This window comes from Mitsuaria sp. TWR114 (genome assembly GCF_007997345.1).
In genome coordinates this window covers 1-6389 of sequence record NZ_VOSR01000336.1, presented here as the reverse complement: position 1 = coordinate 6389, position 6389 = coordinate 1, and the positions used below count along the sequence as shown (strand labels likewise).

The window sequence follows — 6389 nt, the reverse complement described above, 5'->3', positions numbered from 1 at the left end:
AAGCTGCAGGCGGACTACGCGACCCGCCTGGCCGCGCACCGCGACGCGATCCAGCTCAACCCCAAACTCTTCGCCCGCATCGAGGCGCTGTACCAGCGCCGCGCCGCGCTGGGCCTGGGCGCGCAGGAGCAGCGCCTGATCGAACGCCAGTACCAGCAGTTCCTGCGCGCCGGCGCGAAGCTGGACGAGGACGGCAAGGCCCGCATGAAGGCGATCAACGCCGAGATGGCGCAACTGGGCGCGCGCTTCAACCAGAACGTCCTGGCGGAAGTGAACGACTCGGCGGTCGTCGTCGACAGCGTGGAGGAGCTCAAGGGCCTGGACGAGGAGCAGATCTCCGCCGCCGCGGCGGCCGCCAAGGCCCGCGGCCTGGACGGCAAGTACCTGATTGCGCTGCTGAACACGACCGGCCAGCCGGTGCTGGCGCAGCTGGAGAACCGCGCGCTGCGCCAGCGGGTGTACGAGGCCTCGGTGGCGCGCGGCTCGCGCGGCAATGCCTTCGACAACACCGCGCTGGTCTCACGCGTGGTCACGCTGCGGGCCGAGCGGGCGCGGCTGCTGGGCTTCGCCACGCATGCCGACTTCGTGCTGAAGGACGAGACGGCCAAGACCCAGCAGGCCGTCAACGGCATGCTGCGCCAGCTGGCGCCGTCGGCGGTCGGTGCGGCCCGGCGCGAGGGCGCCGAGCTGCAGGCCGTGATCGATCGCGAGCAGGCCGCGCGCCATCAGCCCTCGTTCAAGCTGGCCGCCTGGGACTGGAGCTTCTACAGCGAGAAGCTGCGGGCCGAGAAGTACGGCTTCGACGAGTCGCAGCTCAAGCCCTACCTCGAGATGAGGAACGTGCTGGAGAACGGCGTGTTCTACGCGGCGGGGCAGCTCTACGGCCTCAAGTTCAAGGAACGCCGCGACCTGCCGGTCTACCACCCCGACGTGCTGGTCTACGACGTGTTCAATGCGGACGGCTCGCAGCTGGCGATCTTCCTGGCCGACCTGTACGCGCGGCCCTCCAAGCGTGGCGGCGCCTGGATGAATGCCTACGTCGACCAGAGCGGGCTGATGAACCAGAAGCCGGTGGTGGCGAATCACCTCAACATCCCGAAGCCGGCCGACGGCAAGCCCACGCTGCTGACCTGGGACGAGGTGACGACGCTGTTCCACGAGTTCGGGCATGCGCTGCACGGCATGTTCTCCAACGTGAAGTACCCGAGCATGGCCGGCACCAAGGTGCCGCGCGACTTCGTCGAGTACCCGTCGCAGGTCAACGAGATGTGGGCGGACTGGCCGAGCGTGCTGGCGAACTACGCGAAGCACTACAAGACCGGCGAGCCGATGCCGCGCGCGTTGCTGGACAAGGTGCTGGCGGCCAAGCAGTTCAACCAGGGTTTCGCCTCGACCGAGTACCTGAGCGCCGCGAGCCTGGACCAGCGCTGGCACAGCTGCCGCTGGACCGGATCCCGGCGGCCGACGGCGTGATGGCCTTCGAGGCCCAGGCGCTGCGCGAGGAGGGCTACGACTATGACGCGGTGCCGCCGCGCTACCGCACGCCTTACTTCAGCCACATCATGGGCGGCTACGCGGCGGGCTATTACGCCTACGTGTGGTCGGAGGTGCTGGACGCCAACACGGTGCAGTGGTTCAAGGCCAATGGCGGCCTCAAGCGCGAGCTGGGCGACACCTTCCGCGCCAAGCTGCTGTCGCAGGGCGGCAGCCAGGACGCGCTGACGCTGTTCCGCGGTGTCGTCGGCCACGAGCCGCAGATCCAGCCGCTGCTGGAGCGCCGCGGGCTGGTCCTTGAGAAGACCCGCACCGCGGTAAAGCCGCAGGGGACGACGGCGGAGTGACGACGATGCGACCCACCCCTCGGTGGGTCGTTGCTTGTGCTAGGTCAAGGGGCGCTCATCGAGGCGCCCTCTTTCGTTTTTGGGAGGCACTGGCGGCACCAGACTTCCGCCTCGTTGTCGAGGTGGAGCAGTGCGGATGGATGAGATCACGAGGAAGTGGTTCGACGTGGCGAGCGTGCAAGTGCGCCGTGCGCCGGAATTGCACGGCTGGTATGCGGATGAAGAATTGGTGCGGTTGGCCGGGGCGCCGAAGGGGAGCCGATTGGACGTCACGCCGTCTCCGGACGGCGCAATCGACCTGCGAGTGGTGAACGAGGACCTGCTTTGCGAACCTTTGGTCCGACGGATCAGCCAGGACGAGAGTGGCCGTTATGTCTTCGAGATCCACAATGCGGCCTTCGTTCTTCGGCCCGGGTTTCGCCGTCAGGGCATAGGCACACGAAGCGTGGCCATCGAGTTGCATGAGGCGCTGCGGCTTGGACATTTCTCCAAGGTGACCACGAGTGCGGTCGGCGACTGGAGCAGCACGAGCGGCCCGTCGGCCATGGTGGGTTATTTCGCCTGGGCGCGAATGGGATTTAATGCTCGCTTGCCCGACGCGGTCCGACAGAATGTGGAACTCCCGGCGTGCTGTCGACAGTGCGAAGACCTGAATGCGCTGCTGGCCACGCGCGCCGGCCAAGCGTTCTGGCTGCGTCATGGACGTTCGCTCCACATGGAGTTCGACTTGGCTGTACCCTCTCCGAGTTGGGAGCACTTTCGCCGCTATGCGCGGGAACGAAACATTGAGGTGATCCTATGAACCCTTGGGAAATTGCCGCGCGATTCTGTCGTCCGATGTCGACCGAGGAAGCCGTCAGGCTGACCCGGGAACGGTACGGTGCCGGTGGATTTCCAGACATCGATCCCTTGATCGAGGCTGAAATTCAAGAACTGGCAGAGAAGATTCAGCGCGAGGATCCGACGCTCAAGGCGAAGTAGCCAATCAGATCAGCCGCCGGTCTTGTCCTCGACCGGCGATTCCGCTGCCCCTTGGTCCTTCAACAGCCGCTGCATCAGCGCGAAGAAGCGGTCGTAGAACTGTCCGGCCGGGATGGTCTCGGACGCGACCTTGACCAGTGATTCCGAGGTCGACGACAGCGGCACCGAGATCGAGCCGATCGCGCTCACGCCGAGGCTCGTGGAATTGGCGCTGCGCTTGACGTTGTAGCGGTCCTGCAGCGCGGACACGTAGGCAGTGGCCAGCTTGCCGCTGCCGCCCTCGGGCACGCAGACGATGGTGAAGCTGATCTCCACGTGCACCTCGCCCTCGGGCTGGAAGCGCTTCGTGCCGGCGATCGAGTCCGGCGTCGCGGTGTTGATCACGTAGCCCTGGCTCAGCAGCGCGCGCCGCGCAGCCTCGCAGGTGTCGTTGACGCTGGCGTCGAACAGGCGCGAGAAGGTCTCGTCCGCCGCGAAGCGCTCGTTCTGGTAGACGGAGTTCTTGCGCGCGGCGCTGCCCGGCCCGAAGGCGCCGCAGCCGGCCAGCAGCGCGGCCGCCAGGGCCGCCATGGCCCAGGGGCGAAGGGAATCGGAAGTGAGGCGTCGGATCATCGTCATCGGGCCGTGATCGGCCAGCGGCGGATTATCCGTGTCCGGGCTGACGACGCCCCGTCGTCATCGCACCGCTGTGCGGCCGCGCGCTCAGTGGGCCAGCTGCGAGGTGAGCAGCGTCTCCCATTCGCCGTCGATGCAGACCTGCAGACGGCGCGCGCTGCCGGGGCAGCGGTGCCAGTGCTCGCTGGCCGCGGACATCAGCGCCGGCCATAGCGGGCGGTCGCCGTCGCAGCGGCTGCGCGGGATCACCAGGGCCAGTTCGCGTTGCGTCTCGTGGCCGTCGGTTTCAATGAAGTCCAGCCGCGCCCGCACGACCACCGTCAGCGGGGTGGACAACAGCAGTTCGGCATTCACAATTTCCAGCGTTTCCATGGCCGCGATCGTAGGCAGCGCGCATGCCCATGGGTGTCGGGGTCGCCCGCGACGCCCTGTAGGACATTGCCTCATCCCGCAGGCGGGGATCGCCCTCGCCGCCTTTGATCCGAACCGCGCGTGCGCCATTCGCCGGCGATCTCCGCTTGTCCTACACAACAACGCGCATGCGGACGACAGGGCCGGCTGTTCGGCATACGTAGAGTCAGTTCCAGCGCACCGCGGGGTGCACAAGGAGCCGACAGATGGGTATCGCCGACCACCATTCCCTCGCCCTGCATGTTCATGAGATCGCCTGCCAGGTCCAGTGGACCGCCGTCGGCGACCACGAACCGGTCCTGGGACTGGAAGCGGCCCTGCCCTACCTGATGGACCACGCCCCCGCGACGTTCGCCGAGCCGGCCCCTGCCGTCGTGTCGACAGACCGCCACGCCGCGTGAGTCCGAGCCCTGTCATCAATCCAAGGAGATCAACATGATGATTCGAGCCACCGTTCTCGCCCTGGCCACCGCTGTGGGCGCCATCACGATGCTGCCGGGCTGCGCCGTCACCCGCGGCCAATCCTCGGTCGGCGAATACGTCGACGATGCCGCCGTCACCACCGCGGTGAAGTCCAAGTTCGTCGAGGCCAAGACCGTCGACGCCAGCTCCATCCACGTCGAGACGCTGCAGGGCGAGGTGATGCTGTCGGGCTTCGCCAAGAGCGCCACCGAGAAGGCCGATGCCGAGCGCCTGGCCCGCGAGGTCAAGGGCGTGAAGCGCGTCAAGAACGAGATCGCCATCCGCAACTGATCGGGTGACCGATCGGGCCGCGGAGGCCCAGCCTGACGCGCTGACGCGCGACCGACACGCGCCCGGTGGCGGCCTGACCGACCGCCCCGGGCGCTGTGCGCGAACGGACGGTGTGCCTCCGCATCCCGTCCGTTCGCGCGCACCCGCTTGTGGTTCCGAGAAGTACACGAGTCCCGCCATGGAGTCCCAGCCCGCCAGCGCCGCCCTCACCTGCTTCCTCGTCGAGGACAACGCCGTCATCCGGGAGAACCTGGTGGCGACGCTCGAGGAGATGGTGGACTTGCGCGTGCTCGGTCACGCGGAGGACGAGCGCGGCGCGCTGGACTGGTTGTCGGAAACCCATCCCGGCTGCGACCTGCTGATCATCGACATCTTCCTGGCCCAGGGCACCGGGCTGAACGTGCTGCGCGCCGCCAGCGAGCGGATGCCGCAGGCGCGTCGCGTGGTGCTCAGCAACTACGCGACGCCGGACATGCGCCAGCGCTGCTTCGCGCTGGGCGCCGACAAGGTGTTCGACAAGTCAGCCGAGCTCGAGGACCTGCTCGCCTACTGCGGCGGCCTGGCCGATGCGGCCCATCGCGATGCGGCTACTCGATCAGCCCGTTCTTGAGGGCGTAATACGTCAGCTCGCTGTTGGTGTTCAGCGCGAGCTTCTCCAGCACGCGCGAGCGGTAGGTCGAGACCGTCTTCACGCTCAGCGACATGCCGTCGGCGATGTGGCCGACGGTTTCGCCGCGGGCCAGGCGCAGGAAGACCTGCAGTTCGCGCTCGGACAGGGACTCGTGCGGCGCCTGGTCGGCCGGCGCGCCCAGGCCCTCGGCCAGCAGCTCGGCCACCGCGGGCGTGATGTACTTGCGACCGCGGAACACGGTGCGGATCGCGGTGGCGATCTCCTCGGGGTCGCATTCCTTGTTCAGGTAGCCGCTGGCGCCCTGGCGCAGCAGCGTGGTCGCGTAGTGGGTCTCGGGGAAGCCGCTGAGGATCAGCACCGGCAGCTCGGGCTTGCGGGCCTTGATGGCGGCCAGGGTCTCGACGCCGCTCTGGTCGGGCAGCGAGAGGTCCATCAGCATCACGTCGACTTCGCCGGCGCGGGCCAGGTCCAGCGCCTCGCGGCCGGAGCTGGCTTCGCCGGTGACGCGCAGGTCGACCTGTTCGGAGAGGAATTGCCGCAGCCCGGCGCGGACAATCGCGTGGTCGTCGACGATGGCGATTCGGATCATGGTGAGGCGATGGTCAAGCGAGCGAAATCGCTCGGGGAGTGTAGAGGATGAGCCTGAAGGACACCGTCACGAACCTGGGTCGCAAGACCTGGGCGATGCCGCTGGGCGTGTTCGTGGCCCTGTTGATGATCCTGATCAGCGAGTTGGCCTACTTCGGCGCCGTGTCGCAGATGGACCGCCTGGACACGCTGGGCCGGGCCCGGATGGAACTGCTCCGGCTGATGGCCCGCGTGACCGACGCGGAGTCAGGGCAACGGGGATACCTGATCACCCGCCGGCCGGAATACCTGGACCCCTACCGCTTCGCCGCGGAAGACGCCTCGCAGGGGCTCAGCGCGCTGCAGCGGATGTACGCGCAGGTCCGCGCCGAGGATGCCGAGCGCCGCAGCAAGGAGATCGCCAGCGCCGTCGGCGCCAAGCTCAGCGAGCTGCAGGAGGTGCTCAAGCTCTACGAGAGCGGGCGCGAGCGGCCGGTCGGGAGCTCATGATGACCGACATCGGCCGCGACCAGATGGAGCAGATCCGCCGTCGCTCGGCCGAGCTGCTGGCCGACGAGAACCGCCGCATC

The 6389-nt window shown here is 67.7% G+C and carries 11 protein-coding genes; 8 read left to right on the top strand and 3 right to left on the bottom strand.

The window, feature by feature from the left end:
- The 4 genes from FUT87_RS13400 to FUT87_RS28765 all read left to right on the top strand — a co-directional run.
- On the top strand, positions 1–1473 hold a 1473-nt coding region (locus FUT87_RS13400; protein ID WP_255511818.1), incomplete at its 5' end, for a M3 family metallopeptidase.
- Entirely contained in the window at positions 1473–1841 is a 369-nt protein-coding gene (locus tag FUT87_RS30675) for a M3 family metallopeptidase (protein ID WP_255511817.1), read from the top strand. The genes FUT87_RS13400 and FUT87_RS30675, both read left to right, overlap by 1 nt.
- Before the next feature lie 136 nt (positions 1842–1977).
- Entirely contained in the window at positions 1978–2643 is a 666-nt protein-coding gene (locus tag FUT87_RS13395) for a hypothetical protein (RefSeq protein WP_147241338.1), read from the top strand.
- On the top strand, positions 2640–2822 hold the full coding sequence (locus tag FUT87_RS28765; RefSeq protein WP_186830522.1) for a hypothetical protein: 183 nt from the start codon (positions 2640–2642) through the stop codon (positions 2820–2822). Before FUT87_RS13395 ends, FUT87_RS28765 begins: the two co-directional genes overlap by 4 nt.
- 9 nt (positions 2823–2831) lie before the next feature.
- Here the strand turns inward: FUT87_RS28765 and FUT87_RS13390 are convergent, their stop codons facing one another.
- Positions 2832–3440 carry a DUF2242 domain-containing protein gene (locus FUT87_RS13390; protein ID WP_255511816.1) on the bottom strand — a complete coding sequence of 203 codons (609 nt, stop codon included), beginning with the start codon at positions 3438–3440 and terminating at the stop codon, positions 2832–2834.
- Between the two features lie 84 nt (positions 3441–3524).
- The gene (locus FUT87_RS13385; RefSeq protein ID WP_147241337.1) at positions 3525–3809 is read right to left on the bottom strand and encodes a hypothetical protein; all 285 of its coding nucleotides are present in this window, start codon (positions 3807–3809) and stop codon (positions 3525–3527) included.
- Positions 3810–4054: 245 nt separating this feature from the next.
- Between FUT87_RS13385 and FUT87_RS13380 the strand changes: the two genes are divergently transcribed.
- The 3 genes from FUT87_RS13380 (at position 4055) to FUT87_RS13370 (ending at position 5211) form a co-directional block, all read left to right on the top strand.
- On the top strand, positions 4055–4249 hold the full coding sequence (locus FUT87_RS13380) for a hypothetical protein (RefSeq protein ID WP_091729820.1): 195 nt from the start codon (positions 4055–4057) through the stop codon (positions 4247–4249).
- 34 nt (positions 4250–4283) lie between these two features.
- Positions 4284–4601, top strand: coding sequence for a BON domain-containing protein (locus FUT87_RS13375; protein ID WP_091729824.1), 318 nt, complete (start codon positions 4284–4286; stop codon positions 4599–4601).
- Between the two features lie 178 nt (positions 4602–4779).
- Entirely contained in the window at positions 4780–5211 is a 432-nt protein-coding gene (locus FUT87_RS13370) for a response regulator transcription factor (RefSeq protein WP_091729826.1), read from the top strand.
- Here the strand turns inward: FUT87_RS13370 and FUT87_RS13365 are convergent.
- A complete protein-coding gene (locus tag FUT87_RS13365; RefSeq protein WP_091729829.1) occupies positions 5189–5821 on the bottom strand; it encodes a response regulator transcription factor in 633 nt (210 codons plus the stop codon). The genes FUT87_RS13370 and FUT87_RS13365 overlap by 23 nt on opposite strands.
- A 47-nt stretch (positions 5822–5868) precedes the next feature.
- Between FUT87_RS13365 and FUT87_RS13360 the strand changes: the two genes are divergently transcribed.
- Complete coding sequence (locus tag FUT87_RS13360; protein WP_147241336.1) at positions 5869–6309, top strand: CHASE3 domain-containing protein; 441 nt, start codon at positions 5869–5871, stop codon at positions 6307–6309.
- The last annotated feature ends 80 nt before the right edge of the window (positions 6310–6389 follow it).

Excerpts from the sequence above, each read along its gene's own strand:
- FUT87_RS30675 (WP_255511817.1), top strand. The coding sequence starts at position 1,473 with ATGGCCTTCGAGGCCCAGGCGCTGCGCGAGGAGGGCTACGACTATGAC.
- FUT87_RS13395 (WP_147241338.1), top strand. The coding sequence starts at position 1,978 with ATGGATGAGATCACGAGGAAGTGGTTCGACGTGGCGAGCGTGCAAGTG.
- FUT87_RS28765 (WP_186830522.1), top strand. The coding sequence starts at position 2,640 with ATGAACCCTTGGGAAATTGCCGCGCGATTCTGTCGTCCGATGTCGACC.
- FUT87_RS13390 (WP_255511816.1), bottom strand. The coding sequence starts at position 3,440 with ATGACGATGATCCGACGCCTCACTTCCGATTCCCTTCGCCCCTGGGCC.
- FUT87_RS13385 (WP_147241337.1), bottom strand. The coding sequence starts at position 3,809 with ATGGAAACGCTGGAAATTGTGAATGCCGAACTGCTGTTGTCCACCCCG.
- FUT87_RS13380 (WP_091729820.1), top strand. The coding sequence starts at position 4,055 with ATGGGTATCGCCGACCACCATTCCCTCGCCCTGCATGTTCATGAGATC.
- FUT87_RS13375 (WP_091729824.1), top strand. The coding sequence starts at position 4,284 with ATGATGATTCGAGCCACCGTTCTCGCCCTGGCCACCGCTGTGGGCGCC.
- FUT87_RS13370 (WP_091729826.1), top strand. The coding sequence starts at position 4,780 with ATGGAGTCCCAGCCCGCCAGCGCCGCCCTCACCTGCTTCCTCGTCGAG.
- FUT87_RS13365 (WP_091729829.1), bottom strand. The coding sequence starts at position 5,821 with ATGATCCGAATCGCCATCGTCGACGACCACGCGATTGTCCGCGCCGGG.
- FUT87_RS13360 (WP_147241336.1), top strand. The coding sequence starts at position 5,869 with ATGAGCCTGAAGGACACCGTCACGAACCTGGGTCGCAAGACCTGGGCG.